The 20560-nt window shown below is 70.2% G+C and carries 20 protein-coding genes; 7 read left to right on the forward strand and 13 right to left on the reverse strand.

Annotation, left to right across the window (positions count from 1 at the left end; genetic code table 11):
* Positions 1-65 precede the first annotated feature (65 nt).
* Entirely contained in the window at positions 66-1061 is a 996-nt protein-coding gene (locus tag AC6CHX_RS14570) for an NADP-dependent oxidoreductase (RefSeq protein WP_498273374.1), read from the reverse strand.
* 32 nt (positions 1062-1093) lie between these two features.
* The gene (locus AC6CHX_RS14575) at positions 1094-1804 is read right to left on the reverse strand and encodes an SDR family oxidoreductase (RefSeq protein WP_498273375.1); all 711 of its coding nucleotides are present in this window, start codon (positions 1802-1804) and stop codon (positions 1094-1096) included.
* A 102-nt stretch (positions 1805-1906) separates the two neighbouring features.
* Here AC6CHX_RS14575 and AC6CHX_RS14580 point away from each other — a divergent pair, with 102 nt between their 5' ends.
* Positions 1907-2512 carry a TetR/AcrR family transcriptional regulator gene (locus AC6CHX_RS14580; protein ID WP_498273376.1) on the forward strand — a complete coding sequence of 202 codons (606 nt, stop codon included), beginning with the start codon at positions 1907-1909 and terminating at the stop codon, positions 2510-2512.
* A gap of 10 nt (positions 2513-2522) precedes the next feature.
* Here AC6CHX_RS14580 and AC6CHX_RS14585 read toward each other — a convergent pair whose 3' ends face one another.
* The 5 genes from AC6CHX_RS14585 to AC6CHX_RS14605 all read right to left on the reverse strand — a co-directional run bounded on the left by AC6CHX_RS14585 (position 2523) and on the right by AC6CHX_RS14605 (position 8397).
* Complete coding sequence (locus AC6CHX_RS14585; RefSeq protein WP_498273377.1) at positions 2523-3911, reverse strand: DUF6716 putative glycosyltransferase; 1389 nt, start codon at positions 3909-3911, stop codon at positions 2523-2525.
* Positions 3908-4780 (reverse strand): N-acetylneuraminate synthase family protein, encoded by an 873-nt coding sequence (locus AC6CHX_RS14590; RefSeq protein WP_498273378.1) that lies wholly within the window; start codon positions 4778-4780, stop codon positions 3908-3910. Before AC6CHX_RS14590 ends, AC6CHX_RS14585 begins: the two co-directional genes overlap by 4 nt.
* Positions 4781-4873: 93 nt before the next feature.
* Positions 4874-6034 carry a cytidylyltransferase domain-containing protein gene (locus tag AC6CHX_RS14595; RefSeq protein ID WP_498273379.1) on the reverse strand — a complete coding sequence of 387 codons (1161 nt, stop codon included), beginning with the start codon at positions 6032-6034 and terminating at the stop codon, positions 4874-4876.
* A 39-nt stretch (positions 6035-6073) separates the two neighbouring features.
* Positions 6074-7420: a polysialyltransferase family glycosyltransferase gene (locus tag AC6CHX_RS14600; protein ID WP_498273380.1), complete on the reverse strand. Its 1347-nt coding sequence runs from the start codon at positions 7418-7420 to the stop codon at positions 6074-6076.
* Positions 7417-8397 (reverse strand): glycosyltransferase family 2 protein, encoded by a 981-nt coding sequence (locus AC6CHX_RS14605; RefSeq protein WP_136041348.1) that lies wholly within the window; start codon positions 8395-8397, stop codon positions 7417-7419. The genes AC6CHX_RS14600 and AC6CHX_RS14605 overlap by 4 nt, the downstream gene beginning before the upstream one ends.
* Before the next feature lie 407 nt (positions 8398-8804).
* On the opposite strand from AC6CHX_RS14605, the gene AC6CHX_RS14610 reads away from it, so the two are divergent.
* Both AC6CHX_RS14610 and AC6CHX_RS14615 read left to right on the forward strand, forming a co-directional pair.
* Complete coding sequence (locus AC6CHX_RS14610) at positions 8805-9731, forward strand: hypothetical protein (protein WP_498273381.1); 927 nt, start codon at positions 8805-8807, stop codon at positions 9729-9731.
* A gap of 9 nt (positions 9732-9740) precedes the next feature.
* Positions 9741-10046 carry a DUF4229 domain-containing protein gene (locus AC6CHX_RS14615; RefSeq protein WP_498273382.1) on the forward strand — a complete coding sequence of 102 codons (306 nt, stop codon included), beginning with the start codon at positions 9741-9743 and terminating at the stop codon, positions 10044-10046.
* Positions 10047-10283: 237 nt separating this feature from the next.
* On the opposite strand, the gene AC6CHX_RS14620 is transcribed toward AC6CHX_RS14615, so the two are convergent.
* The 3 genes from AC6CHX_RS14620 to AC6CHX_RS14630 are packed head-to-tail and all read right to left on the reverse strand — an operon-like array spanning position 10284 to position 11977.
* Positions 10284-11258, reverse strand: coding sequence for a 1,4-dihydroxy-2-naphthoate polyprenyltransferase (locus tag AC6CHX_RS14620; RefSeq protein ID WP_498273383.1), 975 nt, complete (start codon positions 11256-11258; stop codon positions 10284-10286).
* 51 nt (positions 11259-11309) lie between these two features.
* A complete protein-coding gene (locus AC6CHX_RS14625; RefSeq protein ID WP_498273384.1) occupies positions 11310-11600 on the reverse strand; it encodes a DUF4287 domain-containing protein in 291 nt (96 codons plus the stop codon).
* 14 nt (positions 11601-11614) lie between these two features.
* Positions 11615-11977: a cupin domain-containing protein gene (locus tag AC6CHX_RS14630; protein ID WP_498273385.1), complete on the reverse strand. Its 363-nt coding sequence runs from the start codon at positions 11975-11977 to the stop codon at positions 11615-11617.
* Positions 11978-12022: 45 nt separating this feature from the next.
* Between AC6CHX_RS14630 and AC6CHX_RS14635 the strand changes: the two genes are divergently transcribed.
* Positions 12023-13048, forward strand: a complete 1026-nt coding sequence (locus AC6CHX_RS14635) for an ArsR/SmtB family transcription factor (RefSeq protein ID WP_498273386.1) — start codon at positions 12023-12025, stop codon at positions 13046-13048.
* 11 nt (positions 13049-13059) lie between these two features.
* Here the strand turns inward: AC6CHX_RS14635 and AC6CHX_RS14640 are convergent, their stop codons facing one another.
* Complete coding sequence (locus tag AC6CHX_RS14640; protein WP_029260858.1) at positions 13060-13518, reverse strand: Lrp/AsnC family transcriptional regulator; 459 nt, start codon at positions 13516-13518, stop codon at positions 13060-13062.
* Between the two features lie 72 nt (positions 13519-13590).
* Between AC6CHX_RS14640 and AC6CHX_RS14645 the strand changes: the two genes are divergently transcribed.
* Both AC6CHX_RS14645 and AC6CHX_RS14650 read left to right on the forward strand, forming a co-directional pair.
* Complete coding sequence (locus AC6CHX_RS14645; RefSeq protein WP_498273387.1) at positions 13591-15033, forward strand: DUF6421 family protein; 1443 nt, start codon at positions 13591-13593, stop codon at positions 15031-15033.
* Between the two features lie 128 nt (positions 15034-15161).
* Positions 15162-15821: an SDR family NAD(P)-dependent oxidoreductase gene (locus AC6CHX_RS14650; protein WP_498273388.1), complete on the forward strand. Its 660-nt coding sequence runs from the start codon at positions 15162-15164 to the stop codon at positions 15819-15821.
* A 116-nt stretch (positions 15822-15937) separates the two neighbouring features.
* Here the strand turns inward: AC6CHX_RS14650 and AC6CHX_RS14655 are convergent, their stop codons facing one another.
* Positions 15938-17401 (reverse strand): MFS transporter, encoded by a 1464-nt coding sequence (locus tag AC6CHX_RS14655; protein WP_498273389.1) that lies wholly within the window; start codon positions 17399-17401, stop codon positions 15938-15940.
* Positions 17402-17484: 83 nt separating this feature from the next.
* Here AC6CHX_RS14655 and AC6CHX_RS14660 point away from each other — a divergent pair, with 83 nt between their 5' ends.
* Complete coding sequence (locus AC6CHX_RS14660) at positions 17485-18552, forward strand: threonine aldolase family protein (RefSeq protein WP_498273390.1); 1068 nt, start codon at positions 17485-17487, stop codon at positions 18550-18552.
* Between the two features lie 88 nt (positions 18553-18640).
* Here the strand turns inward: AC6CHX_RS14660 and AC6CHX_RS14665 are convergent, their stop codons facing one another.
* The gene (locus AC6CHX_RS14665; protein ID WP_498273391.1) at positions 18641-20431 is read right to left on the reverse strand and encodes a sunset domain-containing protein; all 1791 of its coding nucleotides are present in this window, start codon (positions 20429-20431) and stop codon (positions 18641-18643) included.
* Positions 20432-20560 lie beyond the last annotated feature (129 nt).

Below are 20560 nucleotides of genomic sequence, written 5' to 3' on the forward strand. Positions count from 1 at the left end.
GCGCCGCGCACGGTGCGATGCGTCTGGGTTTCGGCAGGCCGGCGTCCGGCGGCCGGCCCCGAGCGTCAGTCGTTCGTCACGACGAACTTGCCCCGGCTCCCACCCGCGGCGAGGTCGGCGAGCCCCTCGGGCAGGCGGTCGAACGGGTACGTCTTCGCGACGACGGGGCGGATCGCGCCGCTGTCGACGAGAGCCGTGATCTGGCGCAGCTGCTCGCCGTCGGCACGCATGAAGAGGAACTCGTACCGCACGCCGAGCTTCTTCGCCTGCGCCCGAACCTTGCGGCTGAGCCCCGCGACGGCCAGCCGCACGAAAGCGTTCAGTCCCTTCGCGCGGGCGAATGCCGGGTCGGGCGGTCCCGAGATGCCGACGACGAGTCCGCCCGGCTTCAGCACCCGCAGCGACTTCTCGAGGTTCTCGCCGCCGAGGCTGTCCAGCACGAAGTCGTAGCCGGACAGCTCCTCGGCGAAGTCCTGCCGGCGGTAGTCGATCACGATGTCGGCGCCGAGCTCGCGGACGAAGTCGGCGTTCGCCGCACTGGCCGTCGTGGCGACCGTGGCTCCGAGGTGGGCGGCGAGTTGGATGGCGATCGACCCGACGCCACCGGCACCCGCATGGATGAGCACCTTCTGCCCCGCCCGGACGTTGCCGCGCTCGACCAGGGCCTGCCAGGCCGTGAGGGCGACCAGCGGGAGCGATCCGGCCTCGGCCATCGAGAGCCCGGCCGGCATCGGAGCGAGATCCTTCTCGGCGACGGCGATGCGCTCGGCGAACGTCCCGATGCGCGAGCCGTCCGCGGTGGCGTACACACGATCGCCGGGACGGAATCCCTCGACGAGTCGACCGAGACGGATCACCGTGCCCGCCAGATCGTTGCCGAGCACGAGCGGGAGCTCGTAGGGCAGGATCTGCGCGAACTCCCCCTGCCGGATCTTCTCGTCGAGCTGATTGAGACCCGCAGCCTCGACGCGGACCAGGACGTCCCGATCGCCCACCTCGGGTTCGGCGACTTCCCGCTCCTCGAGCGGCTGCTTGTACTTCGTGATGACGAATGCACGCATGGTGTTCGGCTCCTCCGACCTTTTCGCGGGTCTCAGACGCTCGCCCGCAGCTGCGGGTAGAGGGCGTCCAGCGGGGCGCTGAGGCCCGCCTTGACCTGCACCGAGATCTCATCCGCGAGCACTTCGTACTCGTCGCGCTCCGTCGCATCCAGCACGGCGCGGACGAGGTCGGCCGGATCGGTCTTCGGGTCCGTGACGTGCTCGGCCATAGCCGTGTCGACGTAGCCGACGTGCACACCCACGACGTGCACTCCCGCCGGAGCGAGCTCGAGGCGGAGCGAGTTCGTCGCCGACCACAGCGCCGCCTTCGTTGCACTGTAGATGCCGGCCACCGCGAACCAGGAGAGGGCGGAATGGATGTCGATGATCGCGGCCCCCGGGCGCCCGGCGAGAAGCGGCGCATAGGCGCGCGCGAGGAAGAGTGGGCCCAGGAAGTTCGTCTCGACGTTCCGGCGGATGTCGTCGTCCGAGTGCGTGAGGATCCCGGCGGTCGGCACCGACGCACCGGCGTTGTTGATGAGCACGGTCACGTCGGGCGCGGCCTCGACGGCGGCGCGGATCGACTCCGCATCCGTCACGTCGAGCGCGAGGGGGACGACGCGTTCGTCGTCCCAGGTGCGCGGTGTGCGAGCGCTCGCGTAGACCTTGGCGGCGCCGCGGGCGAGTGCCTGGTGGACGAACTGCGTGCCGATGCCTCCGTTCGCTCCGGTGACGAGGACGACTGCTCCGTGGAGTGAAGGCATGGACTGCTCTCTTCTTTGCGATGATGAGGGATAGTTGAGCGTGCGCATAAGCGACTCTCGTCATAACTGAGTGCAATCAGTTTCTATTCCCGAAGGATGAACATGTCGACCTCCGCCTCGAACGCCCTCGGTCGTCGCGAGCGCAACAAGCAGCAGAAGCTCGAACGGATCACGGCCGCCGCGTCAGAGCTGTTCGCCGAGCACGGCATCGACGACGTCACCACGCTGCAGATCGCCGAGCGGGCCGACGTCGGCACGGGCACCCTTTTCCTCTACGCGAAGACCAAGGGCGAGCTGCTGCTCCTCGTGCAGAACGCGCACTACTCCGTCGCCCTCGAGAAGGGGATCGCTGCGGCCGAGGCGACCCCTGATATGCGAGACGCGATCGTCGCGCTGCTGCGGCCGATCGTCGCCTGCAATCGCGTCCAGGTCGAGAACGGACGCACCTACCTGCGCGAGATGGTGTTCGCCGAACCCACCGACGGGCACCACGCCGAGGCGCTCCGCATCGTGGACGGGACCGAACAGGCGGCGGCGGCGATCCTCCGCCGCGACCCGAAGACGAGTGAGGAGCGTGCCGCCGCCCTCGCCCGCATCGTGTCCGCCATCACGTTCCTCACCCTGACGGCGAGCACGAACGTCGACCTCAGCGTCGACGAACTCGTCGGCGAGATCGACCGCCAGATCGGCGCTCTCCTCGGAGAGTGAGTCCGACGGTTCAGCGCCGGATCGAGTCGTCGAACGGGTTCGGCTCGAGCGTGTAGTCGGTCGACGCGTCGGACCAGGTGCCGCCGCCTGCCGGAGCCCGGCGCGTGCGGGTCGCTGCCATCGCGCGGGTGGCGGGAACGCCGATCGCGAGCGCCACCCTCCCCTGCGCCGTGCGATCCTCGGCCCCGAGCACGCTCGCCCGATGCCAGGCCTCGTGCAGGGCGCCTCCTCGGGCCGCCGGGACACGCCGCGCCGGCAACGCCCCCGAGCGCCGCAGGGCGACGAGCTGCTCGACCCGCTCCCACCACGTCGACTCCACCTCGGGATGGAAATAGTTGTCGCGGAGCCAGTCCGGATGCGGATGCCGGAACCGCCCGGCGACGACCTCGCTCCGACCGCCCAGCAGTCCGCTCCCCACGAACACCGTGTTCAACAGACTCTTGCTCACCCCGAACGAGTCGAGGGCGATCACGGGCACCCCGAGGGCAGTGGCCTCGATCGCGGCGGTCGAGCTCACCGTGACCAGACCGGCCGCGGTCTGCAGAGCGGTGGACATCGAGTCGTACGAGAACACCAGGTTCCGGGGCAGGCTCGACGGCAGCAACCCCATGTAGGGCTCGCGTTCGAGGTGCGTCTCCGACTCGCCCGGCCGCGACCGCAGCTTCACCACCACGCGTCGAGCGGGCTCGGCCTCCGCCGCCCGAACCAGCATGGCCGCGATCTCGGCACGCTCATCCTTCCCGACGGGCACGAGCGCCTGCGCGGCGAACACGATGTCGGTCGCGGGAGGTCGCTCCGCCACCGTCTGGGACGGGCGTTCGGCGACCGCGATGCCACCGCGACCGCCCGCAGCAGCGTCGATCCGCATCCGCTCCGGGCGCAGCATCCGCTGCCGACGCCGGGCGAACGGCAGGGTCGCGAGAGCAACCGGCGTCTGCACGCCGATGCGCCGCCCGAGCTCTTCGAACGCCCGTACCTCGCGATGCGAGTGCACCACCAGCAGGTCGGTGTGACGGCGATAGTCGAGCGCCCCGCGCTGCGCGGGAATCGCCATCCCCGGCAGGCCCGAGACGGTGACCGGTCGATGCTCCAGCGCGTCGATCACCCGTCCCATCAGGCGGACGAACGGCCCGCGCCCCGCGAGCAGCACCACGTCCGGCCGCTGCCCGGCCAGCCAGTCCGCCGCCTCCGCGAAGCCGATGCGGGTGACGTCGTCGGGGCCGAGTGTCGTGCCGGCGAGCGCGGTGCGCTGCTGCTCGGCGCTGGCCGTGAGCGGGGTGCGCACGACCAGCAGGTGCGGCTGCAGACCCGGCACCGATCCGAGAAGGGATGCCGCCCACTTCACGAAGGAGTCGGCGTCCGCGATGGCGACGACGCGGATGCCGGGGGCGTCGGTCATGCGGAGACGCGACGCAGCTTCGCCATCGGCGCGCGCTCGCTGTCGAACACACGCTTGACGCCGTCGCCGGTCGCCCGCTCGATCACCCGGATGTCGCGCACGAGGTGCTCGAGGCCGGTCGGCTCGAGGGAGGCGGCGTGGTCGGAGCCCCACATCGTGCGGTCGAGCGTGATGTGACGCTCGACCGCGACCGCACCGATCGCCACGGCGGCGAGCGAGATCTGGAGGCCGCGCTCGTGCCCCGAGTAGCCGACGGGCACACCGGGGTAGCGGTCGCGCAGGGTGGCGATCACGCGCAGGTTCGCCTCTTCGGGCTCGAGCGGGTATGTCGAGGTCGCATGCATGAGGACCACGCGGTCCGTGCCGAGCGTGTCGAGCGCCCGGTCGATCTGCTCGATGGTCGACATGCCGGTAGAGAGGATGACGGGCTTGCCGGTCTCGCGCAGCGCGACCAGCAGCTCCGTGTCGGTGAGGCTCGCCGAGGCGACCTTGTGCGCCACGACATTGAGGTCCTCGAGGAAGGCGACGCTCGGCACGTCCCACGGCGACGCGAACCAGTCCAGGCCGAGCATGGTGGCGTGGTCGCCGATCTCGACGTACTCCTCGCGGCCGAACTCGACGCGACGACGGTAGTCGAGGTAGCTCATGACGCCCCACGGCGTCTCGCGCGGAACATCGCGCATGTGCTCGGGAGTGGAGATCTCGGGCGTGCGCTTCTGGAACTTCACGGCGTCGGCACCGGCGCGGGCCGCGACATCGATGAGCTTCTTCGCGATGTCGACATCGCCGTTGTGGTTGAGTCCGATCTCGGCGATGACGTAGGCAGGACGCCCGCCGCCGATCACTCGTGAGCCGATGCTGACAGTCATGATTCCTCCGGTCGTCGAGCGCTGGTGCAGCCCCTCCCTCCTGATTACGGGGCGAGAGTGAACACCGGGCGACGGCCGGGTTACCGGCATCGGTCAGCTCGACAACACCCGTTCGATCAGCTCCCGCACCGCGCCCTCGCCACCCCGGCGACGCAGCACGACCCTGGCCTCTTCGATGACGAGCGGATGCGCGTTCGCGACCGCGACCGGCCACCCCACGATCCGCAGCGCCGGGAGGTCGTTCACGTCGTTGCCGAGGTAGGCGATGTCGGCGAGGGGCACGTCGTTCTCCCGGGCCCACTTCCGCAGCGCCGTCTCCTTGTCATCGATGCCGTGCAGGACCGGCACGCGGAGTTTGTCGGCACGAGCGCGGACGACCGGGTTCACCTCGGTCGACAGGATCAGCAGGGGTATCCCGGCGCGGCGCAGCAGGGCCACGCCCATCCCGTCCTCGCGACTGACCCGCACCCGTTCCCCGCCGTCGGCATCGATGATCGCGGTGTCGTCGGTGTGCACGCCGTCGAAGTCGGTCACGACCGCCCGCACCGGGATGCGTTCTGGAACCTCGTGCAGGGTGGCGAGAGCGCGGGCGACCCGGAGCTGATCCGCATCGTCGATCTCGATCGCCGTCCACTCCGGTACCGCCGCGATGCGGATCCTGCCGAAGAACCGATGCCGGCTCTCACGGAAGCCGTCGGCGCGGAACACGTAGAAGGCGCCGGTCTCGAGGTGGTGCGGTTCGCGGTCCTGGCGCCGCGGGCGGTGAGCCGCCTCGTGGTTGATCGCGACCGCGCTCCCGTCGGCATCCTCCCGCCACAGGAACCCGTAGGTCTCATGGGCCGCGAACACGCTGTCGGCCCGGTCGGCGCGGATCTCCTCGACGGCCGCGGCGAGCGCGTCGCTCGGGATGAACGGAGAGGTCGCCTGCAGGAACGCCACGACCTCCACGCGTTCACCCTGTGCCTCGAGGTCGTCGAGGGCATGCAGGATCGCGCTCTCCGAGGTCGCGGTGTCACCGGCGAGCTCGGCGGGTCGGCGGATGACGCGGGCGCCTGCGGCGGTCGCGACCGCCGCGATCTCGTCGTCGTCGGTGGAGACCACGACCAGGTCGATGCCGGATGCCGCAGCCGCTGCCCGGACGGCGCGCTCGACCAGCGGCACCCCACCCACCCGCTGGAGGTTCTTGCGCGGAACCTGCTTCGATCCGCCGCGCGCCGGGATGATCGCCACCGTGAGGGGCTGCTGCTCGTCCATGTCGTTCATCCTCGCGTCATCGCGTCATCGTCGTCGTCGTCATCGCCCGCGCAGCGCCTTCCAGGCACGGCCGACGCGTCGCCGGGCGCCGAGGGCGTGGAGCCGCCACTCCTCGACCCTGCCCACTCCCCCGGCGGGGCGCAACGCCCGACGCGCGGCGCTCTCCCTCGGCGCCCCCGGCAGCCGCAGCTCCGCCAGCCGTCGCGGCGCGAAGTACCGATCCCGCTCGACCGGGTCGAGGCCCCGCAGCAGTTCTTCGGCACGACCGCGCAGGTGGGCGGCGTTCTCGGGCTGCATCGCATAGCCCACCGCGTCGACCAACAGCTGCAGCCGGTCGGGGTCGCCGTAGGGCGAATCGTCGCGGGTGAGGGCGTCGACCAGGGTCATGGGGATGCGGTTGCTGTTCTCGAACGGTGTCAGCGCCGCCAGCATCCGGTCGTTGCCCGCCGACCCGATCTCCCGGCCGAAGAGCGTGTGCACGGTCGGCAAGGCGGTCGAGAATCCGGCGACGACGGCCAGTGCGTCGAGCCGTTCGGCCAACAGCTCCGCCGCGAGCGGGCCGCGATACTCCACGAAGTCGATCCCGTGGACGTGCGCCCGATCGCGGACCGCCGCGGTCACCAACGGCGGCACCGCGGGGTGCGGCTTGAAGACGATGCGCTGCGGAGCCCACCGCGCGGCGCGGTCGATCAGCTGCTTCTGCAGGTCGATCTCCGCGGCGGGTGTCATGAGTCCGAGCGCCGACAGGTACTGGCCGAGCACCAGCACGCTCGGCACGTCGTCATCGGCGCCTGGGTCACCGGCATCCGTCTCTCGCAGCACCGCCGCGAACGCCGGCGGAGGAACCGGGACGACCTCGGCCCGAGGGGAACCCACGAGGGGTCGCACGCCCGGCACCACGTCTGCGTGGACGACTCGTTCGATGCGCGCCGCGACCGCATACGGCAGTCGCACGCGCATCGGCGAGTACGTCATGAGCCCATCCCCCACGATCGTGATCCGCGCGTGCGGGAACAGCGCCATCAGCGTGCGGGCCGGCGCGACCTGGGGACTCTGCACGAAGAGCTCCAGGTCTCGCGGATCGAGTTGCCACGCCCGCTCGAACAGCCGCTCCAGCATCGGGAGGTCGGCCTCGGCAGGTTCCCACCCGCTCGGATGCAGCGGACCGAGCATCTCCTCCAGCGGCTCGACGCGGTCGAACCGCTGGCGCAGCGGTCCGAGCACGGGGTCGTCCGCGATGCCGACAGCCGTCTCCGGCACCCGGCTCGAGGTGAACGGCACGAGGATGCGCTCCGCCCCACCGTCGCGGCCGAGGAGTCCGGCGTCGATCGCCGCGGCGGCCGTGGCGAGCCCGTAGGCGCTGTGCAGCGCGAAGAGCTGAGTCATACCGACCGCCCCGCCTGCCGGAGAACCCGCGCCAGCACCCGTCGGCGCGGCCCGTCGAAGCGGGTCAGGGTCTCGTCGAGTTCGGCATCCGGCAGGCGACGGAGCATGTCCCGGATGCCACCGCGCATCTCGGCACGCAGCCGCGGGTGCATGCGGCGAGCGCGCACCAGGTGGTGGGAGCTGAGCGCGAGCGCGGTCCACACGACCTTCGGCAGGAAGCGCTCCGCCTCGGGGTCCTCCTCGACCACGGCGATGACCTCGTCCATCGCCCGGGCGAAGTCGAGCTGCCGCCGATCCCTCGCCTGCGTGAGGGAGGTCGCGACGCCGCGCCGGTACAGCAGCGCGGGCGCGTCCACGACCGCGAACGACCGTGCGCGAAGGTGTAGCCGCCAGATCCAGGGCCGGTCCTCCGCCGTGAACAGCCCCTCCGGGAACTGCGCCAGTCCGTCGTCGAGGACCCGTCGGTGGAAGACACCCGCCCATGCGTAGGGGTAGTCGACCATCGTGGATTCGTTCTCGGGCAGGATCGCCTCGCGCGGCACGACCACACGTTCGCGCCACGGGTGCGGGGCGCGAATGAGCGATCGGTGCGTACCGGTGACCGTGACGTGGTCGGTGCGGAGGAAGTCGCAGTCCAGCTCGCGCAACCGCGACACGAGCACCTCGAGCCGCCGCGGCTGCATCCAGTCGTCACCGTCGAGGAAGCAGAAGGCATCACCCTCGACGCGTTCCAGGCCCTGGTTGCGGGCGGTCGCGAGGCCCCGGGCGATGGGGTTCCGGATGACCTCGACGTGCGGGAGCCGCTCCGCATACGCGCGCATGAGCGCTCCCGTGTCGTCGCGCGAGCCGTCGTCGATCGCGACGAGCTTGAGTGCCGACGCATCCTCGAACTGACGGGTGAGTGTCTCGAGCGTCGTCCCGATGTACTCGCCGGCGTCTTTCGCGGGCAGGATGACGGTGACGAGGGGTGTGCGCACGGAACTCCAGGGACTGGCGGTGTTCCGGAATCGTGCCAGGTCGCCGTTGCCGGACGGCGACGCGAAGGTGAACGATCGGTGTCCGCACACGACCCAGCCTCGTGGTGGCAGTGAGGTGTGGCCCCGTACCCGAACGGAGCCACACCTCCCAGTGCTGCGCACTGCCGAACGCGGAGCGTTCGGGGAGCAGGGCCGCCGATGGCGACCCCACCCGCCACGAGCCCTGCTGACCCCCATCAGCCGGACTCGGGACGTGTGACATCGTCGCGTTCCCTCCCCCAGAGGTGCCCGCGACGACACGTAACATGATACATGTCGCATTTCGTGAAGCTGTACATAGGCCGAGATACAGGACACGAGTCGCGACGGTGTTCGCGAGGACACGTCCCATCGGGGACGATGGGAGCATGCTCTGGCCGTTCGGATCGATATGGCGTCCGGTGCGACGGAAGCAGCGCGAGACGGTGGATCTGCGTTGGTTGACTGCCCGCACCTGGACTCGACGCTGGTACCCGCAGGGCATCGACCTCGGAGAGTGGCGGGGGCGACGCACCCTGGCGGTGAGCTGGTTCCGGCAGCAGCTCGACGGCGTGCACCTCGCCTCCCGCGTGACCTTCATCGACCTCGAGCGCTCGCGCCATCTGGACGTGCTGCTCGCCATTCCCGGCGACGACGGCGAGCTGGAACCGGCGCCGATCCACGCCGGTGGACTCGCCTGGTTCGACGACCGTCTCTTCGTCGCGGCGACCGGTCGGGGCATCTGGGAGTTCGACCTCGCCGACGTGCGGCAGGTCCACGGCGCCAGCGCTCAGCGCATCGCCGGCAGGCGACCTCGGCGCGGTCGCACCACGGCACTCGTCGCCGTCCGCACGCGCGTGCATCCCGTCGCGCTGCGCTGCTCGTACTTGGGCCGGGTGTTCGACGAGCACGGCGCTCCGCTCCGGCGTGTGCTCATCGGCGAGCACCGCACCGACGACAGCGGGCGGATAGGCGAGTTCTCCATCCCCGAGGACGCCGACGGCCGATTCGCTGAGGAGCACATGTTCACGCCCGGCATCCCCCGCATGCAGGGCGCCGTGCGCTGGGGAGACCGCCACTTCGTGTCGCAGTCCGACGGCCTGCGACCCGGGGCGCTGTGGAGCGGGCCGCGGACGGCGCTGAAACAGGACGACGTGCCCCTCCCGGTCGGCTGCGAAGACCTGGCGCTCGACATCGACGCGGGGCTGCTCTGGTCGCTCGGGGAGCACCCGTGGCATCGGGTCGTGCGCGGCATCCCGTTCGCTCGGCTGGGGATCGAGGTCCCGGGCGCCGAGCGGCCCGCGCGGCGAACGTAGACTGGAGGGGTGAAGAAGCCCGCGCCTTTCCTCGTCTACACCGTGCTGCGGCTGCTGGCGTTCCTCGTCCCGCTCGCCATCCTCTGGTTCTTCTTCCCGATCTTCCGCGAGTACTGGTGGCTCGCCGCGATCTTCGCCGCGCTCATCGGCATGAGCATCTCGATGCTGTTCCTGCGCACGCCGCTCGCCGACGCCTCGGCACGACTCGCGGAGCGCCGCGAGAGCCGGTCATCCGGCGGCCAGGCCGATGCCGACGCCGAGGACCAGGCGATCGACGCGAACGACCCCACCGGCCCCACCGACCCGAAGGCCTGACCGCCCTCCCTGTCCCGCGCTCCCGCCACGTCCGGCGCTCCCGCCACGTCCGGCGCCCCCGCCACGTCCGGCGCGACACAACTTCGGATATCGACGACGGCGCGCCGCGGCATCCGCACCCCGTTCGGCGTGTCGTGTCACATCTCCGAAGTTGTGCGAGAAGCGGAAGCGGCTGCGACGGGGAGCGGGCCGGACGGCGAACCGGGACGGCTCCGCCGGACGGCAAACCGGGGCAGGTCAGCCGACGAACGCCCAGAACAGGGCGCCGGCGTACAGGAGTGATGTCAGCGACGTCAGCGCGAGCGCGGTCACCAGCTCCCTCGGCCGCCGGTAGGCCCAGACGATCACGATGGCCGGGAGCCCGGCCAGCAGCGCGAGGAGCGAGATCCAGGCGATCGGGTAGAGCAGTGCGATGGCCACGGCGATCCCGAACGGTGCCAGGACGAAGAGAGTGAACAGCACCTGCGTTGCGCGGCGTCCGATCAAGACCGTGAGGGTGCGCTTTCCGACCTCGCGGTCCTGGTCGATGTCACGCAGGTTGTTGGCGAGCAGCACGGCACACGCGAACAGGCCGGCTGCGATGGCCCCGAGCCAGGCCTGCAGCGGCAGCTCGAAGACCTGCACCCAGGTCGTGCCGAGCGTGGCGACGAGGCCGAAGAACACGAACACGAAGACCTCGCCGAGGCCGTAATACCCGTAGGGGCGCTTGCCTCCCGTGTAGAACCAGGCCGCGACGATGCACGCGGCACCGACCGCCAGCATCCACCACTGCCCGGTGCGCACGACGATCGCGAGGCCGACGAGGGCGGCGAGCGCGAAGAAGATCAGTCCGATGACCAGGACGGTGCGCGGCTTCACGCGCCCGGATGCCGTGAGTCGCGCGGGTCCGACCCGGTGGGCGTCGGTGCCGCGGACGCCGTCGCTGTAGTCGTTCGTGAAGTTCACGCCGATCTGCAGCAGCACCGCGACGGCGAGGCACGCGAGCGCGATCACCCAGTGGAATTCGGGACCCGTGCTGCGCGCCGCACCGGTCCCGATGATCACCGGGGCGATCGCGAGCGGGAGGGTGCGCAGCCGTGCGGCTCCGATCCAATCGGATGCGGTGACCGGCCCCGCCTCGACGACCGGACGCCGCGCCGGGTTGCCGCTGGTGCGGGCCGGGGCGTGCTTCGCGGTCCGACTCTTCTTCTTGCGCTGGGAGGATGCTGCCACGCAGGGAATCCTACTGGCCGGGCCGATGCCGGACCTCAGCGGGGCGACGGATCAGGGGTTCGGATTGCTGTCCTTGCCGTCGAGCCACAGCGTGTCGGAGGCGTCGGAGTGCGCACCGCCTGTGCCGACGTGCTTGGCGCTGATCTGCGGCCCCTTGGTGATCACGTGCACGAGGGCCATTGCGTGACCCTGTCCCAGCCCGTAATCCTCTTTGAGCCACGCGACGATGGGGGTGGCCCTGGTCGTGGCGTCGAACCCCTTCTCTGTCGCGAGCTCGATGAACTGTCGCGGGGTCAGCCCCGTCTTGGTCTCGATGTTGTCGAGGTATGCCTGGAAGGACATGGTGCTCCTGGTGCTCAGTCCTCGTCGAGGAACGTCTGGATGATGGTGGCGGAAGCGTGGATGCCGATGATCTTGAGGACCCCGTCCCCTACGTTCGTGAAGCAGTGCGGAACGTATGCGGGCCCGGTCGCGGTGTCGCCCGCACCGGCGACGAAAGTCTCCTCGCCCACGGTGATGCGGGCAAGCCCCTCGATCACGACCCAGGTCTCGGCATACGGATGCCAGTGGAACCCGGGGCCTTCGCCGGGCTGATTCTCGACGAAGAAGTAGGACACCTCCGCGCCGTGCTCGGCGCCGACGAACCTGCGGCTGCGGCCTGTGCCGATGCGGATGTCGGTGCCGGCGACGACCGGGATGGAAGGGGTTGTGCTGTTCATGACCTCAGTCTCGACAGTCGTCGGCGCCGGCCCTAGAGTTTCGATGTGGATCGAAACAACGCGCCGGCCGAAGGCATCGAGCACCCCGACCACCGCGTCGAGTTCCACCTGAGCCCCGGCGACGTCGAAGCGGTGCGATTCGGGATCTCCCCCGGTCACGAGCTGGCCCACGCGGTCCGAGTGCTGCTGCGCCCCGCCGCGCACCCGCTGCAGTGGGGGTGGCTGCGAGCCGTGCGCGACCGCCTGCCCCGAGACGAGTTCGCCCTGCTGACGACCGTGGTCGGCGATGACGGGTATCTGCCCGACTTCCTGACGACCGCACCGCGGTGGGACCTGACGCCGGAGGCCGAGCTCGACGAGCTGCGCGGCGCACCCCTCGGTCCGATGCGCGTCGACTTCGGGAAGATGGTGCTGCGCTCGACCGGGGCCCGCCGAAAGGCGCTGGGCGAGATGCAGGGGCGGCCGGCACGGGCGCGCTCGATGATCGCCGACGCCTGGGCCGCGGTATGGGACGCCGCGCTGGCTCCCGTCTGGCCACAGCTCGAACGCCTGTTGCGCGCCGACATCGCGGTCCGCTCCCGCACGATCGCGAGCGCCGGTATCGCCTCCATGGCCGGAGACCTGCACCCTCAGGTGACCTGGGGAGAAGGCGCCGTCCGGGTCTCGCTGCGCCGCCACAGTGAACAGGTCGACTGCCGGGGAAGCGGCCTGGTGCTGGTGCCGTCGGTCATGTCGTCGTGGGGATGCATGGTGCTCACCGAGCCACCGGCGCAGCCGACGCTGTTCTACCCGGCCCGGGGCGTCACTGCCGGCTGGGCCCGGGACGCCGCCGAGACCACAGAGGCGCTCGGCGCGCTGCTGGGTCCGGCACGAGCGGGCATCCTGCTCCGAGCGGGCACCGCCCGCACGACGTCGCAGGTCGCACAGGAAGCCGGCATCGCGATATCGACCGCGTCGCATCACCTCGCCGTGCTGCGAGACGCGGGGCTGATCGGCAGCGAGCGCGACGGCGCTCGGATGCTGCACCTGCGCACTCCACTCGGTGAGGCGATGGTGGGCGCGGTACTCTGACGCGCTCCCGGCTACTCGGCCGAGCCCACCGGGATGATCGGCCGGTGCTCGTAGTAGGTCTGCAGCACGACGGTGGTGCGAGTGCTGACGTTGGCGGCGAGACGGACATCGCGGACCAGCTCCTCCAGCGCACGCGGCGACGGGACCCGCACGAACAGCATGTAGCTCGCATCGCCGGCGATGGAGTGGCAGGCCTCGATCGCGTCGAGGTGCTCGAGCAGTTCGGGGGCGTTGTCGGGCTGCGCCGGGTCGAGCGGGGTGATCTCGATGAACGCCGAGAGTGGGGTACCCACCTGCTCGGGGTCGAGGATCGCCTGATATCCGGAGATGACTCCCCTCGTCTCCAGCCGGCGCAGACGCGACTGCACGGCCGAGACCGACAGGCCCACGGCTTCCGACAGTTGGGAGAGCGTGGCGCGCCCGTCACGGGAGATCGCGGTCAGGATCGCGCGGTCGACAGAATCATCCATGGCTGTAAGATTATCGTCAGGATTCCGTATATGCCGGAATCTTTCCGTTGAAAACTCCGATCGGAGGTCCCGATGTCCCTTCTTTCCGCCAACAGTTCCGCTGTCCAGGCCATCGTCGGCGAACCCGAGGTCGTCGAGGACGCGTCGATCGCCGAGCAGTCCGCCGCCTGGACGCAGCTCAAGGACGCCGCGATCACCATCCGCGAGATGCAGATCAAGGACGGCTCGATCCCGGATGCCGCGCACCACGCCGCGGCCCGCGAGCTCGTCGGGGCGATCACCGCCGCGATCCGTGCACTCGCCCCCGCCTTCCCGCACGACGCCGAGTATCTCAACGCCTCCGTGGTCGACTTCGACCGCTGGGCGTCCGAGGACTTCGGCGTGCCGGACTTCCTCGACTCGCTGATGGCCTTCCAGCCGCAGCAGACCCGCGTCGACGGCATCCGTCACCTCGTCGTCTTCCCGATGTACACGCAGAACGGCTCGAGCGACCGCCTGGTCGAGGCGCTGATCGTCGAGACCATCTGGCCGGAGTTCATCGCCGCGCTCGAAGCGGGCGACTACGGCAACAAGCTGTTCGTCTCGCTGCGCCTCGTCGACTTCACACCCGGATACGACACCAACTCGGCCGTGCTGTTCCCCGAGACGGTCGCGATGCGCGAGATCCCGACCTTCACCTGGGGCGCGATCTTCCAGGACCGCGAGGCCGCCCGCTACCGTCGCGTCACCCGCGCCGCGGCGGAGATCACCAACCTCGATCTGCCGGAGCGGGCCGCCGCGATGCTCGACGACCAGCAGGTGGCCGAGAAGACGTTCGTGATGTGGGACATCATCCACGACCGCACCCACATGCGCGGCGACCTGCCCTTCGACCCGTTCATGATCAAGCAGCGGATGCCGTTCTTCCTCTACTCGCTGGAGGAGATGCGCTGCGACATGACGGCGTTCCGCGAGTCGGTGAAGATCGAGCGTGCGCTCGCCGCCCGGATCGCCGCCGGCGAAGAGCTCACCGAGACCGAGCAGGAGATGCACGACTACGCGCACCTCGTGCAGTACGCGGTGATCTTCGACCGGATCTTCCGCTTCTCGATCACCGGCACCCGCATCCGCAACTACGACGCGGTCGGCGGACAGCTGCTGTTCGCGTGGCTGCACCAGCGCGGCGTGCTGCACTGGACCGACACCGCTCTCACCTTCGACTGGGACGCCGTGCCGGACGCCGTCGTGGCGCTCGGCGACGCGATCGACGACCTGTACTGGCACTCGATCGACCGTCCCAAGATCGCGCACTGGCTCGCCGCGTACGAGCTCGTCCGCGGCACGCTCACCCCGCACCCGGCCTCGCAGTGGGCTCGCGGTCTCTCGGACGAGATCCTCGCCGGGGCGCCGAAGGGCTATACGGATGCCGTGATGGACGATGAGTTCCCGCTGTCGATGTTCTTCGAGACCCTCCACAAGAAGATGAAGCCCGTCATCGAATCGACCGTCGGCATCCGCGGTACGGACGACGGATGACCACGCGCGCACTGCGCGCGTTCCGAGTGTGACGCTGGGGCGCACCGCGCTGCGGCCGGAACCTGTTCTGTGGATCTCTCCGCGGGTTCCGGCCGCAGAAGCCCCTCCGAACCGGAAGAGTGAGCGACATGGATGAACTCATCGAATCGAGACCGTCCGGCCGAACCGTGGTGCTCGCGGGAGCGACGAGTGCGGCGGGGCGGGCGGTGGCACGGGCTCTGCACGGCGCGGGGGCTCGCGTGATCGCGACCGGCCGTTCTGTCGAAGGGCTGCAGGCGTTGGCGGATGTCGGCGCGGAGGTGTTCCTCGCGGACGCGACCTCGCTCGACGAGATGACGGTGCTGGCGGCGCAGGTCGGCCACGTCGATGCGGTGGTCCCGCTCGTCGGCGGCTGGCGCGGAGGCGGAGGGCTCGCCGGGCAGTCGGACGAGGACTTCGCCGCACTGCTGCCCGCGCTCGAGGCCGTTCGCGCGACGAGCCGCGCGTTCGACGCGGCCCTTCGCGCATCGGGAGCGGGCCGGTTCGCGATCGTGTCGTCGACGGCTGTCGCGCGGCCCCTCGCCGGCGGGGCGAACTACGCCGCAGTGAAGGCGGCGAGCGAGGCGTGGACCCGGGCCGTCGCCCAGGGGTATGCCAAGTCCGCGCGCGATGCCGGGGAGCCGCTGCGCGCGGCATCCGTCGTGTTCCGGGCCAAGGCGCTCGATCCCGAGGTCCTGGCCGCGCGGGTCCTCACCCTGTGGGATACGGACGCCGCCGACCTCAACGACCGGGTGTTCGACCTCGACTGACACTACCTCCGGGACGATCTGCGGACGGGACGATCCGCCGACGGAGTGACGATCTGCGGAGCTTCTCCTGGTGAAACCTCGGGGAATCGTCCGGGGCTCGGGGAATCGTCCGACCCTCAGCGAGACTCGGGCGGCATGCCGGGTACCACGGGCGGAGCCTCGGTGCGCCGGGCACGGTCCGACTCGGTCGATGACGACTCCGCCACGACTTCCGCACCGGCATCGCCGCGGTCTCCGTCGTCCGCGTCGCCGTGGTCGATCTCCTGCTCCGGCGCCTCCGCGTAGAGCTCGGTGAGCTTGCGGTACGACCGGGTGAAGAACGCCAGCGTCGCGGCGACCACCATGATCAGCCCCGCGAACAGGCAGATCAGCGCGATGCCGCGAGCCTCGCCCTCGCCGAGCAGCCAGCCCCACCTCTGCTGGCCCTCGCGGGTGTCCATGTACGGGATGATCAGGAACTCGGCGATCGGGGCGATCAGGAACGCGGTGATCGGGGCGGCCGCGGCCTCCATCGCCGCAGCCACACCGAACACGCGGCCCTGGCGTTCGTATGGCACGACCTTCTGGATGATGGTCTGCTCCGCGGCCTCGACCGGGGGCACGAGTGCCATGTACGCCCACATGCCGATCACGTACAGCGGCCACCACTCGCGCAGCATGAACACCGAGCCGAGCAGCCCCATCGCGATCACGACGAGCAGCATGGTGCGCATGGGCTTGGGGCCGAGCCCGAACTTCGCCACCAGGCCACCGCCGACGAGGAACCCGGTCGAGGCGAAGGCCAGCGCGAAGCCCCAGGTCTGCGCGTCGAACAGCGTGAGCCCGTACGGGTCCATGAGCGCCATGTAGACGCCGCCGATGAGGTTGTTGAAGGTCGAGAAGATGATCAGCGCGAACAGCCCGGGAGCGAGTCGGATGGCCCGCACGCTGCCGCGGAAGTCGAGAGCGCTGGAGGCGTTCGGGTCGGGCTCGGGCGTGCCTTCCGGGATGCGGATGAACAGCAGGTGCGCGAACGTGAGCGCCATGGCCGCGATCGCGATCGCGAGGGTCCATCCCATGCCGAGGAACCCGATCGACAGCCCCGAGAACACGCTCGTGACGAGGAACGCGATGCCCTGCACCGTGCCGACGAGTCCGTTGGCGTTCGCGCGCTTGTCTTCGGGAATGAGCAGGGTCACCGTCGTGGACAGCGCGATGTTGCGCAGTTGCTCGATCACGCCGCCGAAGAGGATGACGCCCGAGAACAGCCAGAACCACGGGCCGCCCAGGTCGAGCAGTGCGGCTTCAGGTTGCCAGAGATAGAGGAGCCCCGCCACCAGGAAGGCCGCGGCGGAGATGACACTCGAGATCACCATGACCGTGTGCTTGCGGTTGCGATCGACGATCGTGCCGAACGCCATCGCGAAGAACGCGACGAACAGCATGTACGCCCCGCCGATGATGCCCGTGGCCAGGACCGACTGCGTCTCGATGTAGACCCAGAACGTGAGCGCGAACCAGAGGAAGCTCGTCGTCACGTTCGCGATGAGCGTGTTGACGAGGACGTTGGCGAAGGCCGTCTTCGCTGCGGTGCGCTCCATGGGTACGAGGGTAGGGCGGGCATCCGACATCCGGAAGACCCTCCCCGCCCGGTGCACCCGGATCGGACGATTAGGCTGGATCGGTGAGCATCCAGCATGACCCCGCGATCCGGGGCTTCGCCAGTGACAACTACTCCGGCATCCACCCCGAGGTCCTCGAGGCCATCGCCGCGGCGAACGGTGGGCACCAGAGCGCCTACGGCGAGGACGCGTACACCGCGCGCCTGCAGGAGGTCTTCCAGGCGCACTTCGGCGAGGGTGTCGAGGCGTTCCCGGTGTTCAACGGCACGGGCGCGAACGTCACCGGCCTGCAGTCCATGCTTCCGCGCTGGGGCGCGGTGATCGCGGCATCCACCGCCCACATCGACGTCGACGAGGCGGCGGCACCCGAGAAGATCGGCGGCTTCAAGCTGCTCACGGTCCCCACCGACGACGGCAAGCTCACCCCCGAGCTCATCGATCTCGAGGCCTGGGGCTGGGGCGACGAGCACCGCGCGCAGCCGCTGGTGGTCTCGATCACGCAGTCGACCGAGCTCGGCACGCTCTACACCGCCGACGAGATCCGCACGATCGCCGACCACGTGCACGAGCGTGGCATGAAGCTGCACCTCGACGGGGCCCGCCTCTCGAACGCCGCCGCCGCCCTCGACCTGCCGCTGCGGGCGTTCACCCGCGACGCCGGCGTCGATGTGCTCACCTTCGGCGGCACCAAGAACGGAGCGATGCTCGGCGAGGCGATCGTGGTGCTGAACCCCGACGCCGCCGACGGCCTGAAGTACTCGCGCAAGTTCAACATGCAGCTGTCGTCGAAGATGCGGTTCGTGTCGGCGCAGCTGATCGCGCTGCTCGAGGGCGACCTGTGGCTGCGCAACGCGAAGCACGCGAATGCGATGGCGGCGCGCCTGCGTTCCGAGATCGAGGCCGGCATCGCCGACGGATCCATCCAGGGCGTCGACTTCACGCAGCCGACCCAGTCCAACGGTGTCTTCGCGATCCTGCCCGACGGTGTCGCCGACCAGCTCCGCGATTCGTTCCGGTTCTACGACTGGGACGCGGCTCGCAAGGAAGTGCGCTGGATGTGCGGCTTCGACACCGAAGAGGCCGACGTCGACGCGTTCGTCGCGGAGTTGTCCCGCCTCACCACGCGCTGACCCACCGGGCGCCCCTCGGGCGTCGCCTCGAACCCCACGGCCGTCGGTCTCGACGGTGGGGCCGAGGCGGGAGGCCGCCGGTCCGGCGTCAGCGCTTCGACTTGCGGTAGCCCGCCTTGACGGCTGCGCTCTCGCTGGAGAAGCACGCCTCGGGCTTGGTCTTGTTGTAGTACTGGCCGCGCGGCACGTGGTAGATCATCGAGCTCGCGTTGCCCTTGATCGGCGCCCAGGAGGGGCAGTTCCAGGCCGAGATCGGCTTGGTGCGCGCCGGGTAGCTCACGACCCCGGTCTTGCCGGACGTGCGGGCGGCGGCGATGTAGCCGCTCTTCGTGCCCGTGACCCGCACCGTGATGGTCCCCTTCACCAGGGCGGCCGTGACGACCAGCGTCGAGCCCGTCGCCCGGCTGATGGCCTTGCCGTTGCGGTACCACTGGTAGCTCAGCTTCGTGCCGCTCGTCCAGGTGCCGGGGACCGCCGTGAGCTTCGAGCCGACGATCGTCGAGCCGCTGATCCGCGGAACCGGAGCCGTCAGGATGCCCTTCACCGCGGCCGTCGCCTTCGAGCGCTTGGCGGCCGTCGCGTAGCCCGCCTTGGTCCCGGTGACCACGACCGTGACGGGCTTCACCGCGGCAGCTGCGGGGAGTTTGAACGACGCGGCGGTGGCCTTGGCGACCGCGACGCCGTTGATGTACCACTGGTACGTCAACCGGGTGCCGGCCGTCCAGGTCCCGGTCTTCACCTTGAGGGTCTGTCCGACCGTCGCGGTGCCGGTGATCGCGGGCACGGGCGCGACCAGCGGACGCACCACGACGGCCGTCGCGGCGGAGGTGGCGGACGTCGGGAAGTACGACGTCTTGGTGCCGGTGACGCGCACCGTGATCCTCTTGCCGGCGACGGCGGCGGGGAGCACGAGCGATGACGCGGTGGCCTTCGCGATCGCCGCCCCGTTCGCGTACCACTGGTAGGTGAAAGCGGTTCCGGCGGTCCATGCGCCCGGCGCGGCCTTGAGCGTCTGCCCGACCGTGGTGGTGCCGCTGATCGTCGGGACCGCCGTGTCCATCAGACGCAGGGCCTCGAGCTTCGCATCGACACCGGTGCGCGACTCGGTCGCCGCGAGCGGGAAGGACTTCGCCTTCGCGAAGCCGGGAGCATTGTCCCACCACTCCGAGGCGGCGCCGGCGGCGGCCGAGACGAAGGCGACACGGTAGTTCCCCGCCGGCAGACCGCCGACCGCGAAGGTTCCGGCGTCAGTCACGTAGTTCGCTGCGACTGCGGCGGCGCCGGTGCCGTCAGCCGGGTAGACCGCGACCGCGACCCGCTGGCCACTGAGGGCGACGGGAGCTGTCACCGATCCCGCGACGAGGGCCGACGGATCGAGCGTGACGTCGTACGACGCCCCGTCCACACCCAGCGTGAGGGCGTCGGAGCTGCCCGCGGCGAGCGGACCCGCGCGGTCGAGGACCGCACGACCCTCGGAGAGCACGCCGAGGACCACGTCGCCGAGGGGCGCGTCCATCGCATAGCTTCCGTCGGCGGCGACGGCGGCTGACGCGAGCGGCGAGAGCGGATCGGCCCCCGGAGCGTACGCCACGACGAAGGTGCGACCCCGCGTCAGGTCGATGCCGCCCGGGAACGTGATCCTCCCCGCTACGACGGCCGTGCCCTCCCCCGGCGCCGGCGACGCGACGGCGGCCGCCGCGGCGAGGGCGAGCGGGAGCCGGTCGGCGATGCCGGCGTGCGCAGGATCGACGACGACGGCGGTCGGCACCGGCGACGCCACGGCGGGCGCGGCGACGACGACGAACATCGACGCCAGCAGCGCGACAGCGACAGCGCCGGCGGCAGCGCGGATCGAACGGATCGAGGCGGCGAACACCATGGGGCATCCTTTTCAGGCAGGACGCGGTCGGTGACCGCGAGGAGTCGTGGCGCTCTGAGCAGATCACCTCCGTCATGAATACACGGGAAGGTGCTGCGAGGACAAGCTCTGCGGAGGAACTCCCGAGAC

It is taken from the genome of Microbacterium sp. GQ128 (assembly GCF_059758615.1).